The sequence below is a fragment of the Streptodolium elevatio genome (assembly GCF_040649515.1).
Classification (GTDB): Bacteria; Actinomycetota; Actinomycetes; order Streptomycetales; family Streptomycetaceae; genus Yinghuangia; species Yinghuangia elevatio.
In genome coordinates this window covers 109,690-127,685 of sequence record NZ_JBEZFP010000006.1, presented here as the reverse complement: position 1 = coordinate 127,685, position 17,996 = coordinate 109,690, and the positions used below count along the sequence as shown (strand labels likewise).

Genomic DNA, 17,996 nt, shown 5'->3' with positions numbered 1-17,996 from the left:
CCGGAGAGGTCCCGCCCCGCCGCACGTGTGTGTGGGCATCTCGCCGCCCCTTACGGGTGGTTCGGCATGGTTGCGGCCGACCCGGCGGCCCGGCGCCGCTAGGGTGAGCGTGGCCTCGCGAGGCCGCTGCGGTGCCCTGGTGTCGGACGAACCCCTCGGAGTGCAAAGCGTGTTCTCGTATGCCGGCGTTCCCGGACCCCGTAGTGCGGACGGTCCGGGCGGGGTGGTCGACATCGCGGAACTGGAGTTCGCGGTGGTGGACCTGGAGACCACCGGCTTCTCGCCCGGGCGCGGGGACCGCATCGTGGAGATCGGCGTCGTGCGGGTCGGCGGCGACGGGCGCGTGCTGCGCGAGTGGACGACGCTGGTCGACCCGGGGCGCGGGGTCGGGGCCACCCAGGTCCACCGCATCACGGCGCGGGACGTCGTGGGTGCACCCCGATTTGCGGACATCGCGGGGGAGTTGGCGGCGCTGCTGGCCGGCGCGGTGGTGGTGGCGCACAACGCCTCGTTCGAACAGCGGTTCCTGGAGGCGGAGTTCGCGGCCTCCGGGATCGGTATGCCGATCGTTCCGGCGCTGTGCACGATGCGGCTGGCGAAGGCGGTCGGCCTCGACCTGGACGACCACAAGCTCGGCACCTGCTGCACGTACTTCGGCCTGGAGTTCCCCGATGCGCACGCCGCGCTCGCGGACGCGCGGGTGACGGCGCGGCTGCTGCCGCTGCTGCTGGCGAGTGCGGGGGCGCGGCGGCTGGTGCTGGGGGCGCGGCCGTGCGAGGTGCCCGCGTACCCGGCGTTCCAGGGGCGGCTGCGGCCGAGGCGCGGCTTCGAGCCGGTGGAGGCGGGCCGGGCTTGAGGCCCACCGGACACGGGCTGGACACGCCGCTGGACATGGGGTCGGGCGGCGGCCAGGGCGGGTGAGCCGCGCCACGAACACCACGGAAAGGTAAAGGCTTACTTGGTCTTTACTTTACCTTCTGGCATGCTGGTCCTCATCGGAGGGGAGTATTCCCCCACGGCACGGTCGTCAGTACGACATATCGGCCTGCGTCCCTATGGCGCAGTGGGAACGATGTGTCCGGCCTGCCGGTCCGGGTGGCCCCTGAGGCACATCCGGGCGGAAGAGACCTCCGGCATCGACGCACCCTGCCACGTCTGCCGGAGGCATTTGTGGATGTTTCGCTGACCACCTGGATCGTGACCATCGTGGTCCTGCTCGCACTCGTGGGCGTGGACCTGGTCATCAACCGCAAACCCCACGAGGTGACGCTCAAGGAGGCGTCGCTGTGGGGCATCTTCTGGGTCGCCCTCGCCGTCGTCTTCGGCATCGGCATCTGGTTGTTCTCCGACGCCCAGTACTCGGGCGAGTTCTTCGCGGGCTTCATCACCGAGAAGTCGCTCAGTGTCGACAACCTGTTCGTGTTCGTCCTGATCATGGGCAAGTTCGCGGTGCCGGCCCAGTACCAGCAGCGCGTGCTGCTGATCGGCGTGCTGCTCGCGCTCGTGCTGCGCGGCATCTTCATCGGCCTCGGCGCCGCCGTCGTGTCGACGTTCTCGTGGGTCTTCTTCCTCTTCGGCGCGTTCCTCATCTGGACCGCATGGAAGCTGATCAAGGAGGCGAAGTCCGACGAGGAGGAGGAGTTCGAGGAGAACGCCGTCCTGCGCTGGGTCGAGAAGGTCGCCCCGACGACGAAGGACTACCGCGGCACCAAGCTCCTGGTGAAGGAGCACGGCAAGCGCTTCGTGACGCCGATGCTGATCGTCATGATCGCGGTCGGTACGACCGACGTGCTCTTCGCGCTGGACTCGATCCCGGCCATCTTCGGCCTCACGCAGGAGCCGTACATCGTCTTCACCGCCAACGCGTTCGCGCTGATGGGTCTGCGGCAGCTGTACTTCCTCATCGGCGGCCTGCTCAAGAAGCTGGTCTACCTGTCGTACGGCCTGTCCGTGATCCTCGGCTTCATCGGCGTGAAGCTGGTGTTCGAGGCGCTGCACGGCCAGGGCGTGCACGTCCCGGAGATCGGCATCCCGCTGTCGCTGGGCTTCATCGTCCTGACGCTCGCCGTGACCACGGTGCTCAGCCTCCGCAAGTCCAAGAAGGACGCCGAGATCGAGGCCGCCGAGGCGGCTGCCGCAACCGGCGAGAACGGCGGCAACGGCGCCGACGGCAGGTCCGCCGCGGCCGACGGCACCGACGAACTGGAGTCCGCCGACAAGTAGCGACGCCGGCGGTATGGCACGAAAGCGGCGGGGTTCCCCTGGGAACCCCGCCGCTTTCGTGTGCGAGCGGTCACCAGCCGCGGGCGCGCCACTCTGCCATGCTCGGGCGTTCGGCGCCGAGGGTTGTGTCGTTGCCGTGGCCCGGGTAGACCCAGGTCTCGTCCGGCAGCCGACCGAAGATCTTCTCCTCGACGCCGTCGAGGAGCGTGCGGAACGCCGCGTCGTCGCCGAAGGTGTTGCCCACGCCGCCCGGGAAAAGGCAGTCGCCGGTGAACAGGTGCGGATGCCCCTGCGGGTCGTCGTAGACCAGGGCGATGCTGCCCGGTGTGTGCCCGACCAGATGGATCGCCGCCAGCTCCACGCGGCCGACGGTGACGGTGTCGCCGTCCGCGAGCAGGCGGTCGGTCGGCACCGGGATCTCCTCGGCGTCGAAGCGCCCGGCCAGCGTGGTCGCGCCGGTGGCCGCCACGACGGCGTCGAGCGCCTGCCAGTGGTCGGCGTGCCGGTGGGTGGTCAGCACCTGGCCGAGGCCGTCCGAGAACAGCGTCAGGAGGGTCTCCGGGTCGTTGGCCGCGTCGATCAGCAGCTGCTCGCCGGTCGCGCGGCAGCGCAGCAGGTAGCAGTCGTTGTCGTACGGGCCGACCGCGATCTTCGTGATGATCAGGTGCGCCAGTTCGCGGACCGCCGGAGTGCCGCCGACCTTGACCGAGCCGTGATACGTCGTCATGGCTCCATCCTCCCGCTCGGCGGCGGTCCGCTCCAGACCGGTCGGCCGGTCACAGCCAGGCGGGCAGCGGCGGCAGCGCGCCCGGGGGGTCCATGACCAGGCCGTCGCCGCCGGTACGCCCTATCAGCCACGCCAGCAGCGTCCGCCGCCGTCCCGAGACCACCGCCACGGGCGCGTGGTCCTCCGGCCCGATGGTGAGCCGGCGACCGGAGTCCTCGTCGTGCAGCAGCAGCGGCACGGTGTCCGGCCGCCCCCGGAACGAGGCGGCGGCGTCCAGCAGTTCGCGGGTCGCGAAGTCGCCGGGCCAGTGCGCCGGGGTCCACCCCGCGTTCAGGTCCACGTGGTGGATGTAGAGCTCGCGGAGGCGCTTGTACGGCAGCTGCACCGCGGCGAACTCGCGCCCGTCGGGCCCCGCGACCTTCGCCCCCCACGCGGCCGGCGACATCGCCTCCAGCGTGTCGTTCAGGCGTGTGGAGGTGGTCCGCAGGTCCGCGAGGACCTCCTCGGGCGGGCGGTGCGCGCCCGCCTCGATGGCCGCGTCGCGGGCGTTGCCCGGCCCGTACATCGGCGTCGGCACCCCGGTGCCCGCCCAGTGCGCGAGGTTGCCCAGCGCGTCGGCGTTGCGGGCGAGGTGGCTCAGAACGTGCGCCCGCGACCATCCCGCGAGCAGCGACGGTCCGGCCATGCGCGCCGCGTCCAGCCGCTCCGCGGTGTCCAGAACCTGCGCGGTCGCGGCCGCGATCTCGTCCACCAGGGCGGCGGGGTCGAACCCGTCCGTGGTCAAGCGTCCCTCCCGAGAACCTGCGGCGGAGCCGGAGTACCGGCCCTGGGCCGACCCTGCGCCGACGGTGCGCGGCCCCCGGGCGCTGTCGGCACGCCCCGACCGTATCGGCTGACGAGGCCGCCGGGCGAGCGGTTCGCGCCACCCGCCCCGCCGCCCGCCGGGGCGCGAAAAGCTCGCACGATCGAGTGAAACGTCCCCCGGTCGGGCCATAATCGAATACGTGTGCGATAGCCTGGCGGCCGCAAAAGAGGGAACAAACGCGGGCCCCGGGCCGCTTACGATGGCCGGGGGACAAATTCCGGGGTAGCCCTGTCAAGGGCCCGCAACCAGTCGGAGGAGCCCACCCGCGCCTCCGGCAGGACGTCCAGTGCGCTCACATGCCGATCGCCCCGTGAGCCGTAAAAGAGCTGTCGAAGGGTTTCGAGTCTCCAGTGGCCGACCGTCTCATTGTCCGTGGCGCGCGCGAGCACAACCTCAAGGATGTCTCCCTCGACCTCCCGCGCGACGCGCTCATCGTCTTCACCGGGCTCTCCGGTTCCGGCAAGTCGTCGCTGGCCTTCGACACGATCTTCGCCGAGGGGCAGCGCCGCTACGTCGAGTCGCTGTCGTCGTACGCCCGCCAGTTCCTCGGCCAGATGGACAAGCCCGACGTCGACTTCATCGAGGGCCTGTCGCCCGCGGTGTCGATCGACCAGAAGTCCACCAACCGCAACCCGCGCTCGACGGTCGGCACCATCACCGAGGTCTACGACTACCTGCGCCTGCTCTTCGCGCGCATCGGCCACCCGCACTGTCCGCAGTGCGGCCGTCCGATCTCGCGGCAGAGCCCGCAGCAGGTCGTCGACCGCGTGCTGGAGCTGGACGAGGGCACCCGCTTCCAGGTGCTCGCGCCGGTCGTGCGCGAGCGCAAGGGCGAGTTCGTCGACCTCTTCGCGCAGCTCCAGTCGCAGGGCTACAGCCGCGCCCGCGTCGACGGCCAGGTGATCCAGCTCACCGAGCCGCCCAAGCTCAAGAAGCAGGAGAAGCACACCATCGAGGTGGTCGTCGACCGCCTCGCGGTCAAGTCGTCGGCCAAGCGCCGCCTGACCGACTCGGTGGAGACCGCGCTGCGGCTCGGCAACGGCATGGTCGTGCTCGACTTCGTCGACCTGCCCGAGGACGACGAGAACCGCGAGCGGATGTACTCCGAGCACCTTTACTGCCCGTACGACGACCTGTCGTTCGAGGAGCTGGAACCGCGCTCGTTCTCCTTCAACTCGCCCTTCGGCGCGTGCCCCGACTGCACCGGCATCGGCACCCGCATGGAGGTCGACCCGGAGCTCGTCGTACCCGACCCGGAGAAGACCCTCGACGAGGGGGCGCTCGCGCCGTGGTCCAGCGGCCACGCGAGCGAGTACTTCGGGCGACTGGTAGACGCCCTCGCCGACGCCCTCAACTTCCGCACCGACGTGCCGTGGGCGGGCCTTCCGGTGCGCGCCCGCAACGCGCTGCTCAACGGGCACAAGACGCAGATCGAGGTGCGCTACAAGAACCGGTACGGCCGCGAGCGCGCGTACACCACCGCCTTCGAGGGCGCGATCCCGTTCATCGTGCGCCGCCACTCCGAGGCGGAGTCGGACAGCAGCCGCGAGCGCTTCGAGGGCTACATGCGGCAGGTGCCGTGTCCGACCTGCGAGGGCACCCGCCTCAAGCCGATCGTGCTGGCCGTCACCGTCGCCGGGAAGTCCATCGCCGACGTCTCCGCGATGTCGATCAGCGACTGCGCCGACTTCCTCGGCGCGATCCGGCTGACCGCCCGCGAGAAGAAGATCGCCGAGCGCGTGCTCAAGGAGGTCAACGAGCGGCTGCGCTTCCTGGTCGACGTCGGCCTCGACTACCTCTCGCTCAACCGCGCCGCCGGCACGCTGTCGGGCGGTGAGGCGCAGCGCATCCGGCTCGCCACCCAGATCGGCTCGGGTCTGGTCGGCGTGCTGTACGTGCTGGACGAGCCGTCCATCGGCCTGCACCAGCGCGACAACCACCGGCTCATCGAGACCCTGGTCCGGCTGCGCGACATGGGCAACACGCTCATCGTCGTCGAGCACGACGAGGACACCATCCGGGTCGCGGACTGGGTCGTCGACATCGGCCCGGGTGCGGGCGAGCACGGCGGCCGGGTGGTGCACTCGGGGCCGTACAAGGACCTGTTGAAGAACAAGGAGTCGCAGACCGGCGCCTACCTGTCGAAGCGCAAGGAGATCGCGACGCCGACCGAGCGGCGCGTGCCGGACAAGAAGCGGCGCCTGGTGGTGCACGGCGCGCGCGAGCACAACCTGCGCGATGTCACGGTCGGGTTCCCGCTGGGCACCTTCACCGCGATCACCGGCGTCTCGGGCTCCGGGAAGTCGACGCTGGTCAACGACATCCTCTACACGCACCTCGCGCGCGAGCTGAACGGCGCCCGCTCGGTGCCGGGCCGGCACACCCGCGTCACCGGAACGGACCTGGTGGACAAGGTCGTCCACGTCGACCAGGGACCGATCGGCCGCACGCCGCGGTCGAACCCGGCGACGTACACAGGTGTGTTCGACCACGTGCGCAAGCTGTTCGCCGAGACGCAGGAGGCGAAGGTGCGCGGCTACCTGCCGGGCCGCTTCTCCTTCAACGTCAAGGGCGGCCGCTGCGAGAACTGCGCGGGCGACGGCACCATCAAGATCGAGATGAACTTCCTGCCGGACGTCTACGTCCCGTGCGAGGTGTGCCACGGCGCGCGCTACAACCGCGAGACGCTCGAAGTGCACTTCAAGGGCAAGAACATCGCCGAGGTGCTGGACATGCCGATCGAGGAGGCCGGCGAGTTCTTCGAGGCGGTCCCCGCCATCGCGCGGCACCTCAAGACACTCGACGACGTCGGGCTCGGGTACGTCCGACTCGGCCAGCCGGCCACCACGCTCTCCGGTGGCGAGGCGCAGCGCGTCAAGCTCGCCTCCGAGCTCCAGCGCCGCTCGACCGGGCGTACCGTCTACGTGCTCGACGAGCCCACGACGGGCCTGCACTTCGAGGACATCCGGCGCCTGCTCGGCGTGCTGACCTCGCTGGTGGACAAGGGCAACACGGTCCTGGTGATCGAGCACAACCTCGACGTCATCAAGACCGCGGACTGGATCGTCGACCTCGGCCCCGAAGGCGGCAGCGGCGGCGGCATGGTCATCGCCGAGGGCAGCCCCGAGGAGGTCGCGGACGTCGCGGAGAGCCACACGGGCAAGTTCCTCCGCGAGATCCTCGCCGACCGGCTCTGAGCCGGCTCCGGACCGGCTGTGCGCCGGCACCGGAACGGCACGGCACCGAGACGACGCGGGACCGACCGGAGCCGGGGCCGACCCGATCCGGTCGGCCCCGGACCGCGCCGCGGCCGCCGGTGCGCTGTCCGGCCCACGACCGCCCGATGGGATCATGGGGTCGGCCAGGCACCGACCCCAGACGGAGAGACACATGACCGCACCGACCCCGACCTCCCCGGACCGCCGGACCGTGCTGCGCGGCGTGGCCGTCGCCGGTGCGGTGGGAGCCGTGGGCGTACCGCTCGCCGCCTGCACGACGGAGAACTCGGGGGCGCAGGCGGACGGCCCGCGCGCGGGCGAGCAGGGCCCGGTGACCATCGGCAAGGTCCCCGATGTCGCGGTGGGCGCGGGTAAGGTCTATGCGGACTCGCGGGTCGTGGTGACGCAGCCGGCGAAGGGCGTCTACAAGGCGTTCGACGCGCGGTGCCCGCACCAGGGGTGCCTGGTCAAGAAGGTCGAGCAGGGCGTCATCAACTGCCCGTGCCACGGCAGCCAGTTCGACGTCGACGACGGCTCGGTGGTGCGCGGCCCGGCGAACAAGGCCCTGCCGGAGCTGCCGACCAAGGTCGTCGACGGGGACATCGTCGTCGGCTGACGCACCCCCCGGCGGGCCGCCGTGACACCGCACAGACGAGAGGACCGAGGGAGCAGATGGCCGACCCGGCAACGTACCGCCCCAGGCCGGGCGAGATCCCCAACAGCCCCGGCGTGTACCGGTTCCGGGACGCGCACCGGCGGGTCGTGTACGTCGGAAAGGCCAAGAACCTCCGCCAGCGCCTGTCGTCGTACTTCCAGGATCTCGCGGGACTGCACCCGCGCACCCAGACGATGGTCACCACGGCCGCGTCCGTGGAGTGGACCGTCGTCGGCACCGAGGTCGAGGCGCTCCAGCTGGAGTACTCCTGGATCAAGGAGTACGACCCGCGCTTCAACGTGAAGTACCGCGACGACAAGAGCTATCCGAGCCTCGCCGTCACGCTCAACGAGGAGTTCCCGCGCGTGCAGGTCATGCGCGGGCCGAAGAAGAAGGGCGTGCGGTACTTCGGGCCGTACGGCCACGCCTGGGCGATCCGCGAAACCGTCGACCTCCTGCTCCGCGTTTTCCCGGTGCGCACGTGCAGCAACGGTGTGTTCAAGGCCGCCAAGCAGGCCGGACGCCCGTGCCTGCTCGGCTACATCGGCAAGTGCGCGGCCCCGTGTGTGGGCCGGGTCAGCCCCGAGGAGCACCGCGAACTCGCGGACGAGTTCTGCGACTTCATGGCCGGGCAGACCGGCCCGTACATCCGCCGCCTGGAACGCGCCATGAAGCAGGCCGCGGTGGACATGGAGTACGAGAAGGCCGCCCGGCTGCGCGACGACATAGGGGCCCTCACGCGCGCGATGGAGAAGAACGCCATCGTGCTCGGCGACGGCACCGACGCCGACGTCATCGCGCTCGCCGACGACGAACTCGAGGCCGCCGTCCAGATCTTCCACGTGCGCGGCGGCCGGGTGCGCGGCCAGCGCGGCTGGGTCGTCGACAAGGTCGAGGACGTCACCCCGGCCGACCTCGTCGAGCACTTCCTCCAGCAGATCTACGGCGACCAGCGCGGCGACGCCGTCCCGCGCGAGGTCCTGGTGCCCGCTATGCCGCCGCAGCCGGACGCCGTCGCCGAGTGGCTGTGCACGCTGCGCGGCTCCCGGGTGGAGCTGCGCGTACCGCAGCGCGGCGACAAGAAGGCGCTCCAGGAGACCGTGCTGCGCAACGCGCAGCAGGCCCTCGTGCTGCACAAGACCCGCCGCGCCGGGGACCTGACCACCCGCTCGCTCGCGCTCCAGGAGATCGCCGACGCGCTCGGCCTGGACACCGCGCCGCTGCGCATCGAGTGCTTCGACATCTCGCACCTGCAAGGCACCGAGGTCGTCGCGTCGATGGTCGTCTTCGAGGACGGCCTGCCGCGCAAGAGCGAGTACCGGCATTTCGCCGTCAAGTCGTTCGAGGGCCAGGACGACGTCCGCTCGATGCACGAGGTGCTGACCCGGCGCTTCCGGCACTACCTCGCCGAGCGCGTGCGCACCGGTGAGCCGGAAATCGCGGGCATCGACGAAACCGAGGCGCCGAGCGGGCCGATCGACCCGGAGACCGGCAAGCCCAAGCGCTTCGCGTACCCGCCGCAGCTGGTGGTCGTGGACGGCGGGCAGCCGCAGGTCGCCGCCGCCAAGCGCGCGCTGGACGAACTCGGCGTCGACGACGTCGCGGTCTGCGGTCTCGCCAAGAAGCTGGAGGAGGTGTGGCTGCCGGGCGAGGAGGACCCGGTGGTGCTGCCGCGCAGCAGCGAGGCGCTGTACCTGATGCAGCGCGTACGCGACGAGGCGCACCGCTTCGCGATCGCCTTCCACCGCAAGAAGCGGTCGAAGGCCATGACGGCGAGCGCGCTCGACGCCGTGCCCGGTCTGGGGGAGACCCGGCGCAAGGCGGTGCTCGGCCACTTCGGCTCGCTGCGCAGGCTGAAGGGCGCCACCGTCGAGCAGGTCATGGAGGTGCCGGGCATCGGGCGGCGGACCGCGGAGAACATCCTCGCCGCGCTGGCCGGGGCGGCACCGAAGATCGCGGTCAACACCGCGACGGGAGAGATCACCACGGACGCCCCGGATGAGATCGTGGAGCCGGATCGTTCTGGTGGAGGAGCACCCGAATGAGCGCCGCCGCGGGCGCCGCTCCACGCGCGTGAGTGAATCTGCGGGCGTGAAGCAGTGAACGAAGAGTGTGGGTGGGTCCGCCTCGTGCGGACATGAGGGACACTCGGCATCTGCGGGGAACGCCGAGCCTGGCAGGTCTCCCTAGCAGGTGTGGAAGCAGGAGGAACCGTGAGTAACCGCAGTGTCACCTACCGGAGGACGCCGTGAGCGAGGCGGCCGAGGCAGAGGCGACCACGCCCGGGGACGCCACCGGGCCCGCGGCGGGCCCCGGCGGCGAGCCGGAGACCGTGCACGGCATCCCCGAGCTGGTGATCATCTCCGGTATGTCCGGCGCCGGTCGCTCGACCGCCGCGAAGGGCCTGGAGGACCTGGGCTGGTTCGTCGTCGACAACCTGCCCCCGTCGCTGATTCCGGCGATGGTCGACCTCGGCGCCCGCACCCAGGGCGCGGTGGCCCGCATCGCGGTCGTCGTGGACGTGCGCGGGCGCACGTTCTTCGACGATCTGCGCGAGGCGCTGGCCCAGTTGGAGAGCGCGGCCGTCGTGCGCCGCATCGTGTTCCTGGAGGCCGCGGACGACGCACTCGTACGCCGTTTCGAGAACGTCCGCCGCCCCCACCCGCTGCAGGGCGACGGCCGCATCGTCGACGGCATCGAGGCGGAGCGCGCGCTGCTGCGCGAGCTGCGCGGCGAAGCCGACCTGGTGATCGACACGACCAACCTCAACGTGCACGAGCTGCGCGCCAAGATGGACGCGCAGTTCGCCGGTTCCAGCGAACCGCGGCTGAAGGCCACCGTCATGTCGTTCGGCTTCAAGTACGGCCTGCCGGTCGACGCGGACCTCGTCGTCGACTGCCGCTTCCTGCCCAATCCGCACTGGATCCCCGAGCTGCGCCCGTTCACCGGCACCGACGAGCCGGTGGCGCGGTACGTCTTCGACCAGCCCGGCGCCAAGGAGTTCCTGGACGGCTACACGGAGTTGCTGCGCATCATCACCGAGGGCTACCGGCGCGAGGGCAAGCGTTACCTGACCCTCGCGGTCGGCTGCACCGGCGGCAAGCACCGCAGCGTGGCGATGGCGGAGCGGCTTGCCAAGCGCATGCAGGAGGACGGTGTCGAGGCGGTCGTGGTGCACCGCGACAAGGGACGCGAGTGATGCCCGCGTGAACGATCTGGCGAGCAACGGTTACCAGTACGCCCGGCACACCGGTCCCAAGGTCGTCGCACTGGGCGGCGGCCACGGGCTGTTCGCGTCGCTGTCCGCGCTGCGCAGGCTCACCGACGACCTCACCGCGGTCGTGACCGTCGCCGACGACGGGGGGTCGAGCGGCCGGTTGCGGCGCGACCTCGGCGTACTGCCGCCCGGCGACCTGCGCATGGCGTTGGCCGCGCTGTGCGGGGACGACGAGTGGGGCAACACGTGGAGCCGGGTGATCCAGCACCGCTTCCGCTGCGAGGGCGAGCTCAACGGCCACGCGGTGGGCAACCTGCTGCTGGTCGCGCTGTGGGAACTGCTGGACGACGACCCGGTGGAGGCCTTGCAGTGGATGGGCCGCCTGCTGGGGGCGCACGGCACGGTGCTGCCGATGTCGGCGGTGCCGCTGCACATCGAGGCGGACGTACGCGGCCACGAGCGCAGCGCGCCGTCGGCGGTGACGACCGTGCGCGGCCAGCACGCGCTGGCCAAGACGCCCGGCGAGGTGCTCGGGATACGCCTGCAGCCGCAGGATCCGCCGGCCGTCTCCGAGGCGGTGGCCGCGGTGCGCGAGGCGGACTGGGTTGTGGTGGGCCCGGGTTCGTGGTTCACCAGCGTTCTGCCGCACCTGCTGGTGCCCGAACTGGCCGCGGCGCTCGTCGAGACGAAGGCCCGCAAGGTGCTCGCCCTCAATTTGGCGCCGCAGCCCGGCGAGACGGACGGGTTCTCGCCCGAGCGGCACTTGGAGGTGCTCGCCGAGCACGCCCCCGCACTGACCTTCGACCTGGTGCTGGGCGACAGCGACCTGGTCGACGACGTGGACGGGCTGGCGAAGGCCGCGGCCGGCCTCGGCGGGCAGGTGCTGCTCACCCCGGTCGCCGTCGGCGACGGCACCCCGCGACACGATCCGGGTCGCCTGGCCGCCGCCTACGGCCGGATCTTCGTTGATCGTGAAAGGATCGCGCCATGGCGATGACGGCAGCAGTTAAAGACGAGCTCAGTCGGCTCCCGGTGACGCGGTCGTGCTGTCGCAAGGCGGAGGTCTCGGCCCTTTTGCGTTTCTCGGGGGGCCTGCACCTGGTGGGCGGACGGATCGTCGTCGAGGCGGAGCTTGACACAGGTGCCGCCGCGCGGCGTGTGCGCAAGGACATCCTCGAGGTGTACGGCCACCAGTCCGACCTTGTGGTCGTGGCGGCGGGCGGTCTGCGGCGTACCAGCAGGTATGTCGTGCGCGTCGCCAAGGACGGCGACCAACTGGCCCGGCAGACGGGCCTGCTCGACGCACGCGGGCGCCCGGTGCGCGGGCTTCCCCCGCAGGTGGTCTCCGGTGCGACCTGCGACGCGGAGGCCGCGTGGCGCGGCGCGTTCCTGGCCCACGGCTCGTTGACCGAGCCCGGGCGTTCGTCGGCGCTGGAGGTGACCTGCCCCGGTTCCGAGGCGGCGCTCGCCCTGGTCGGCGCGGCCCGGCGGCTCGGCATCTCCGCGAAGGCCCGCGAAGTGCGGGGCGTGGACCGGGTCGTGGTGCGCGACGGCGACGCGATCGGGGCGCTTCTGACGCGTCTGGGCGCGCACGAGAGCGTGCTCGCGTGGGAGGAGCGCCGCATGCGCCGCGAGGTGCGGGCGACGGCGAACCGGCTGGCGAACTTCGACGACGCGAACCTGCGGCGTTCGGCCCGTGCGGCGGTGGCCGCGGGGGCACGTGTGCAGCGGGCCCTGGAGATCCTGGGCGACGAGGTTCCCGAGCACCTCGCCGCGGCCGGCAAGCTCCGGCTGGAGCACAAGCAGGCGTCGCTGGAGGAGTTGGGCGGCCTGGCCGACCCGCCGCTGACGAAGGACGCGGTGGCCGGCCGCATCCGCCGCCTGCTGGCGATGGCCGACAAGCGGGCGGGCGACATGGGACTGCCCGGTACGGACGCGAACCTCACCGCGGACATGCTCGTGTCGTAGCGGCCGCTCGTCGCAGCAGCCACGCTCGGCGGCCGCTCGTCGCGGCCACGGGATAAATCAGTCGAAATGGCCGACCGGACGGCAATACGTTGACCCGGTCGGCTTTTTCGTGCCCGTGTGCCTCACGCTGCGCGCACGCCGTTCGGACCGCGGGAGAGGACCATGGTGGAGATCCGCACGATCACCGAGGACGAGCTGAGCCAGTGGGGCGTGGCCCTGGACGTGGGGTTCCTGCGGGTCCCGGACCACACCAAGGAGGTCCGCGACCAGTGGGCCGAGCATCTGCGCGACGTCGTGGACCTGGACCGCACCCAGGCGGCGTTCGACGGTGACGCCATGGTCGGCACGTTCCGCAGCTGGGGCGGCGCGATCACGGTGCCGGGCGGGGCGTACGTGCCGATGAGCGCGATCACCAACGTGACGGTGACCGCGACCCACCGCCGCCGCGGGCTGCTGACCCGCATGATGCGCCACGACCTGGACGCGTCGGCGGCGCGCGGCGAGGCGCTCGGGATCCTGATCGCGGCCGAGTACAACATCTACGGCCGCTTCGGGTTCGGAGCGGCGACCGACATCTCGACGTACCGGATCGACCTGTCGCGCACCCGGCTGAGCGACGCGGAACTGTCTCGTCGCGAGGCGGGCGGCCGCGTCGAGATCGTCACCCCGGACGCGATGCTGGAGCTGGGGCCGGAGATCCACGAGGCGTTCCGGGCGCTGACCCCAGGGGCGATCACCCGGCAGTCGTTGTGGTGGCCCCTCTACACCGGGGTACGCAAGCGCCCGGGCGGGCGCGGCGCCGAGAACCGCTTCTACGCCGTGTACCGGGACCCGTCCGGGGCGCCGGTCGGGTACCTCGCGTACCGCATCGACGAGGTCTGGGAGGACTTCCTGCCGAAGGCCACGCTGCACGCCGACCAGGTGATCGCCGCCACGCGCGCGGCCGAGGCGGCGCTGTGGGACTTCGCGACGCAGGTGGACTACGTGGTGCGGATCAGCGCGGGGGAGCGGGCCGGCGACGACCCGCTGCCGCTGCGGTTCACCGACCCGCGCGCGGTGACCTGGGACAGCGCCCGCGATTTCGTGTGGGTGCGGATCCTGGACGTGCCGGCGGCGCTGGCCGCGCGCACCTACGAGGTGGCCGGTTCCCTGGTGATCGAGGTGGACGACGAACTGGGGTACGGGTCGGGCCGGTTCAAGCTGGAGAGCGGTCCGTCCGGGGCGGTCTGCGCGGCGACGGACGAGCCCGCACAGCTGCGCCTCGGCGTTGGCGCACTCGGCGCGCTGTATCTGGGCGGCAATTCGGCGGTCCGGCTCGGCGACGCGGGCGCGATCACCGAACTGGTGCCCGGCTCGCTGGCGGTCGCCGAGGTGATGTTCCGGACCGCCAGGGCTCCTTGGTGCCCCGACTGGTTCTGACCTGCCGCTTCGGCCGCCGGAGCGGGGCCGGGCGGGCGGCGCGCCGGCGGGCGGTCGTACGCCGGTTCGCATCCCGCGCGGGCGGCGCCCCCGGCCGTTCCGCCAACTGATCGTTATACGGACACTGATGACCGTCCAGCGGTTTCCCGTTTCGCCTTGTCCGGGATAGGGATTCCCGTACCATGCGAAACGCGTGTAGCACGGCGGGTCTCCGGCGCCACCAATAGCCCCCGGGAACAAGGGGGTTGGGCGACGGGGCCCGCCGCGCTCCATCCCCACGCGCCTGCCCACTCACATCAGGGGGTTGAGTGAGACGCACAAAGGGTTCCCTCAGGTCTACGCGCATCGCCGGAATCGGGCTCGCCGCCATCTCGTTGGTCGTCGGCACAATGTCGGCGATGCCGGGGGCACAGGCGGCGGAAGAGGCCGACTCCTCCTTCCCGATCGTCACCAAGGTCGCGGACGTCAAGCTGCCGCAGTCCGGTGAGGCCGGGAAGAAGGCGTACCTGGCGACGTTCGAGGCCAAGGACGCCGAGAAGGTCTTCGCTCTGGGCATCGACCGCACCGAGACGCCCATGAACGCCACCGCGGACGGCAAGGTGGCCGCCGAGCTGGTGCTGTCCGAGGCCGAGGCGGCGAAGCTCACCAAGGCCGGTGTCAACGTCCAGGTCCGCGGCGGCCAGTCCGCGGCCGGCGCCAGGTCGGCCACCGCGGCAGAGGGCGTCTACAAGCGGTACGCCGGCGAGGACGGCCTCGCGGCCGAACTGCTGGAGGTATCCCAGGCCAACCCGGGCATCACCAAGCTGGTGTCCATCGGCAAGACGACGCTCGGCCAGGACATCCTCGCCATCAAGGTGAGCAAGGACGCCAAGACCAAGCGGGACGGCGACAAGCCGCCCGTCGTGTACATGTCCAACCAGCACGCCCGCGAGTGGATCACGCCGGAGATGAACCGCCGGCTCCTGCACTACTACGTCGACGGGTACAAGAACGGCGACCAGGAGATCAAGAAGATCGTCAACTCGACCGAGCTGTGGTTCGTGCTCTCCTCGAACCCGGACGGCTACGAGTGGACCTGGCAGCCCGAGCAGCGCCAGTGGCGCAAGACCCTGCGCGACAACGACGGCAACGGCGTGATCACCAGCGCCGACGGCGTCGACCCGAACCGCAACTTCCCGTACAAGTGGGGCTACGACAACGAGGGTTCGTCGCCCGACCCGTTCAACGAGACGTACCGCGGCCCGGGTCCCGGCTCCGAGCCGGAGACGAAGGCCATCGACGCGCTGATGGCGAAGATCGACCCGCGCTTCGTGGTGAACTACCACTCCGCCGCGCAGCTGCTGCTGTACGGCGTGGGCTGGCAGGTCTCCACCCCGAGCCCGGACGACAACATCGCGAAGGCGCTTGCGGGCGACCACAACACCCCCGCGATCCCGGGCTTCGAGTCGCAGCTCGGTGCGGCGCTCTACACGACCAACGGCGAGACCGACGGCTTCGTCGACGTCGTGCACGAGGGCATCGCGTTCACGCCCGAGATGTCCACGTGTGAGACCGCGTCCAACTGGGACCCGAACGACGCGTGGGAACCGGACGCGTGCGAGAGCATCTTCACGTTCCCGGACGACGAGACGCTGATCCAGCGCGAGTTCGTCAACAACATCCCGTTCGCGCTGTCCGTCGCCAAGTCGGCGCCGCAGCCGGACGAGCCGGTGTCGTCGATCGGCTGGACCGCGCCCGACCTGGCGATCCACAAGTTCGACACGTCGTACGCGGAGAAGGGCGACGAGCAGCCGGTCGCCGTCGACGCGAAGCAGAAGCTGTCCGACGTCAAGATCAACTACAAGGTCAACGGCGGCAAGACCAAGACCGACGGCGTGCAGCGCTGGGACGGCGGCGAGAAGTACGGCACCGAGGACGGCAAGGCCTGGTACCGCCAGTACCGGGGATCCGTCGACAACAGCAAACCCGGCGACAGCGTCGAGGTCTGGTACACGGCCAAGAAGCCCGGCAAGGGCAAGGTCGAGTCCGAGCACTTCACCTACAAGGTCGCGACCGGCATCGAGCAGGGCGCCGACGTCCTCGTGATCGCCAACGAGGACTACAAGGGCGTCAACCCGACCTACCCGCCCGGCACCAACGCGCCCAAGTACGCGAACGAGTACCTGGACGCGGTACGCGCCGCCGGCTCCAAGCCGGCGCTGTGGGACGTCGACCAGCAGGGCGTGCCCGACGCGCTCGGCGTGCTCGGCCACTTCAAGGCGGTGGTCTGGTACCTGGGCGACAACCGGCTGACGCAGGACGCCGCGGACGAGTTCGTGCCCGTCGGCAGCACCCAGCTGGTGCCCGACGCGCAGGTGGCCGACCGGGCGTTCCAGCTCACCATGGAGGTGCGCGACTACCTCAACGAGGGCGGCAAGCTCCTCTACTCCGGTGAGACGTCGGCGTACTACGGTCCGCTGCGCGGTGTGAACGGCGGCGGCATCTACTACGGCCTCAAGGGCGAACCGCAGACGCCGTGCCGCATCACCACGAGCTACCGCGACGACTGCGAGATCCTGTCGGACGACTTCACGCAGTACTACCTCGGCGCCTACGACCGCGGTTCGGTCAACGGCGTCAACGGCGTCGTCGGCACCCAGCCGCCGCTGGCCGGGGTGAACGTCGGCCTGCCGGGCGCCGCGAGCAACCCGATCAACGAGGCGGGCGGCTTCCTCACCACCAGCACGGTGCTGCCCCCGGCACAGTTCCCGCAGTTCACCAGCTACGCGGCCGCGGAGTACGCGGGCGTGCCGTCCGGCCCGTTCACCCCGTACGAGGGCGTGAAGTACGTCGCGGGCCCGCACCAGGACGACGTGTACATGCGCCTGACGCGCACGATCGACCTGACCGGGGTCACGGCGGCCGACGCGGCCAAGCTCACGGCGCAGATGTCGTGGGACGTCGAGGAGGGCTACGACAACGTCATCGTCGAGGCGCACACCGTGGGCCAGGACGACTGGACGACGCTGCCGGACCTCAACGGCCGCAGCTCGCAGGCCGCGCCGGCGGAGTGCGAGGCCGGGTTCTACCTGAAGGACCACCCGTTCCTCGCGCACTACCTGACGCTCACGAACCCGTGCACACCGTCCGGCACCAGCGGTGCGTGGAACGCGTTCACGGCGAACTCGGGCGGCTGGCAGTCGGTGGCCTTCGACCTGTCCCCGTACGCGGGCAAGCAGATCGAGGTCTCCTTCAGCTACGTCACCGACCCGAGCGCGGGCGGCACCGGCGTCTTCGTCGACGACACGAAGATCGTCACGGCCGGCGGCGTGCTGGAGTCCGAGGGCTTCGAGGCGGGCCTCGGGCCGTGGACGCTGGCCGGGGCACCTCCCGGCGACCACTCGCCGGCGGCGTTCCTGCACACGAACTCGGTGTTCGGGAACTCGGTGGTGGCCACCGAGGACACCATGCTCTTCGGCTTCGGCCTCGAGCAGTTGCCGACGCAGGCCGAGAAGAACGCGGTGCTCACGCGGGCGATCCACCACCTGCTCGGCTGACCCGAATCGGCTGACCCGAATCGGCTGACGGACGACGGCCGGGAGACAACGGCCGGGAGACGACGGCCGACGAAGAACGGCGCAGCGCACAACGACCCAGGGTGGCCCCGGCGGAACCGTCCGCCGGGGCCACCCGTCGCGAGGTGCGGGAACTCCCTCGAAATTGCC

The 17,996-nt window shown here is 70.9% G+C and carries 12 protein-coding genes; 10 read left to right on the top strand and 2 right to left on the bottom strand.

What is annotated here, in order from left to right; all coding sequences use genetic code 11:
• Positions 1-223 precede the first annotated feature (223 nt).
• Together AB0C36_RS04080 and AB0C36_RS04075 are read left to right on the top strand one after the other, a co-directional pair.
• Complete coding sequence (locus tag AB0C36_RS04080) at positions 224-856, top strand: 3'-5' exonuclease (RefSeq protein ID WP_358348844.1); 633 nt, start codon at positions 224-226, stop codon at positions 854-856.
• A gap of 314 nt (positions 857-1,170) precedes the next feature.
• Positions 1,171-2,223 (top strand): TerC family protein, encoded by a 1,053-nt coding sequence (locus AB0C36_RS04075; RefSeq protein ID WP_358348843.1) that lies wholly within the window; start codon positions 1,171-1,173, stop codon positions 2,221-2,223.
• 70 nt (positions 2,224-2,293) lie between these two features.
• Here AB0C36_RS04075 and AB0C36_RS04070 read toward each other — a convergent pair whose 3' ends face one another.
• Positions 2,294-2,950 carry an MBL fold metallo-hydrolase gene (locus AB0C36_RS04070; RefSeq protein WP_358348840.1) on the bottom strand — a complete coding sequence of 219 codons (657 nt, stop codon included), beginning with the start codon at positions 2,948-2,950 and terminating at the stop codon, positions 2,294-2,296.
• 49 nt (positions 2,951-2,999) lie between these two features.
• Complete coding sequence (locus tag AB0C36_RS04065) at positions 3,000-3,734, bottom strand: maleylpyruvate isomerase family mycothiol-dependent enzyme (RefSeq protein ID WP_358348837.1); 735 nt, start codon at positions 3,732-3,734, stop codon at positions 3,000-3,002.
• 431 nt (positions 3,735-4,165) lie between these two features.
• Here AB0C36_RS04065 and uvrA point away from each other — a divergent pair, with 431 nt between their 5' ends.
• The 8 genes from uvrA (at position 4,166) to AB0C36_RS04025 (ending at position 17,828) form a co-directional block, all read left to right on the top strand.
• Complete coding sequence (uvrA, locus tag AB0C36_RS04060) at positions 4,166-7,012, top strand: excinuclease ABC subunit UvrA (RefSeq protein ID WP_358348835.1); 2,847 nt, start codon at positions 4,166-4,168, stop codon at positions 7,010-7,012.
• Positions 7,013-7,205: 193 nt separating this feature from the next.
• Complete coding sequence (locus tag AB0C36_RS04055) at positions 7,206-7,649, top strand: Rieske (2Fe-2S) protein (RefSeq protein ID WP_358348832.1); 444 nt, start codon at positions 7,206-7,208, stop codon at positions 7,647-7,649.
• 56 nt (positions 7,650-7,705) lie between these two features.
• The gene (gene uvrC / locus AB0C36_RS04050) at positions 7,706-9,733 is read left to right on the top strand and encodes an excinuclease ABC subunit UvrC (protein ID WP_358348830.1); all 2,028 of its coding nucleotides are present in this window, start codon (positions 7,706-7,708) and stop codon (positions 9,731-9,733) included.
• A gap of 203 nt (positions 9,734-9,936) precedes the next feature.
• Positions 9,937-10,887: an RNase adapter RapZ gene (gene rapZ / locus AB0C36_RS04045; RefSeq protein ID WP_435838979.1), complete on the top strand. Its 951-nt coding sequence runs from the start codon at positions 9,937-9,939 to the stop codon at positions 10,885-10,887.
• Between the two features lie 7 nt (positions 10,888-10,894).
• On the top strand, positions 10,895-11,902 hold the full coding sequence (locus AB0C36_RS04040) for a gluconeogenesis factor YvcK family protein (RefSeq protein WP_358348827.1): 1,008 nt from the start codon (positions 10,895-10,897) through the stop codon (positions 11,900-11,902).
• On the top strand, positions 11,893-12,873 hold the full coding sequence (whiA, locus tag AB0C36_RS04035; protein ID WP_358348825.1) for a DNA-binding protein WhiA: 981 nt from the start codon (positions 11,893-11,895) through the stop codon (positions 12,871-12,873). Before AB0C36_RS04040 ends, whiA begins: the two co-directional genes overlap by 10 nt.
• 162 nt (positions 12,874-13,035) lie before the next feature.
• Complete coding sequence (locus tag AB0C36_RS04030; protein WP_358348822.1) at positions 13,036-14,292, top strand: GNAT family N-acetyltransferase; 1,257 nt, start codon at positions 13,036-13,038, stop codon at positions 14,290-14,292.
• A 398-nt stretch (positions 14,293-14,690) separates the two neighbouring features.
• On the top strand, positions 14,691-17,828 hold the full coding sequence (locus tag AB0C36_RS04025) for a M14 family metallopeptidase (protein WP_358348819.1): 3,138 nt from the start codon (positions 14,691-14,693) through the stop codon (positions 17,826-17,828).
• Positions 17,829-17,996: the final 168 nt, after the last annotated feature.